This is a genomic window from Flagellimonas ochracea, from assembly GCF_009903685.1.
Taxonomy (GTDB): Bacteria; Bacteroidota; Bacteroidia; order Flavobacteriales; family Flavobacteriaceae; genus Flagellimonas; species Flagellimonas ochracea.
The window spans coordinates 1-291 of sequence record NZ_JAAABI010000043.1; the positions used below are offsets into that span (position 1 = coordinate 1).

1 protein-coding gene is annotated in these 291 nt (G+C 65.6%); it reads right to left on the reverse strand.

Annotated elements, in window-relative coordinates; translation table 11 throughout:
- A partial coding sequence (locus tag GTQ34_RS16655) for a hypothetical protein (protein ID WP_208103921.1) occupies positions 1–291 on the reverse strand: 291 nt, incomplete at both ends.

Genomic DNA, 291 nt, shown 5'->3' on the forward strand with positions numbered 1-291 from the left:
TCGTGGGGTCAGCGTCGGCATCGTCCGTGTTGAGTGCGGCAAGCTCGGCGTCCGTGGCGAAGGTTCCGTCAAGGTCCTGGCTCAATGTGCCACCGGCATCGGTCACCGTTATCGAGGTGCCCGTCAGGCCCACGGCCGTGTTCAGTTCGTTCGTGGGGTCCGCATCGGCGTCGTCCGTGTTGAGTGCGGCAAGCTCGGCGTCCGTGGCGAAGGTACCGTCAAGGTCCTGGCTCAATGTGCCACCGGCATCGGTCACCGTTATCGAGGTGCCCGTCAGGCCGACCGCCGTGT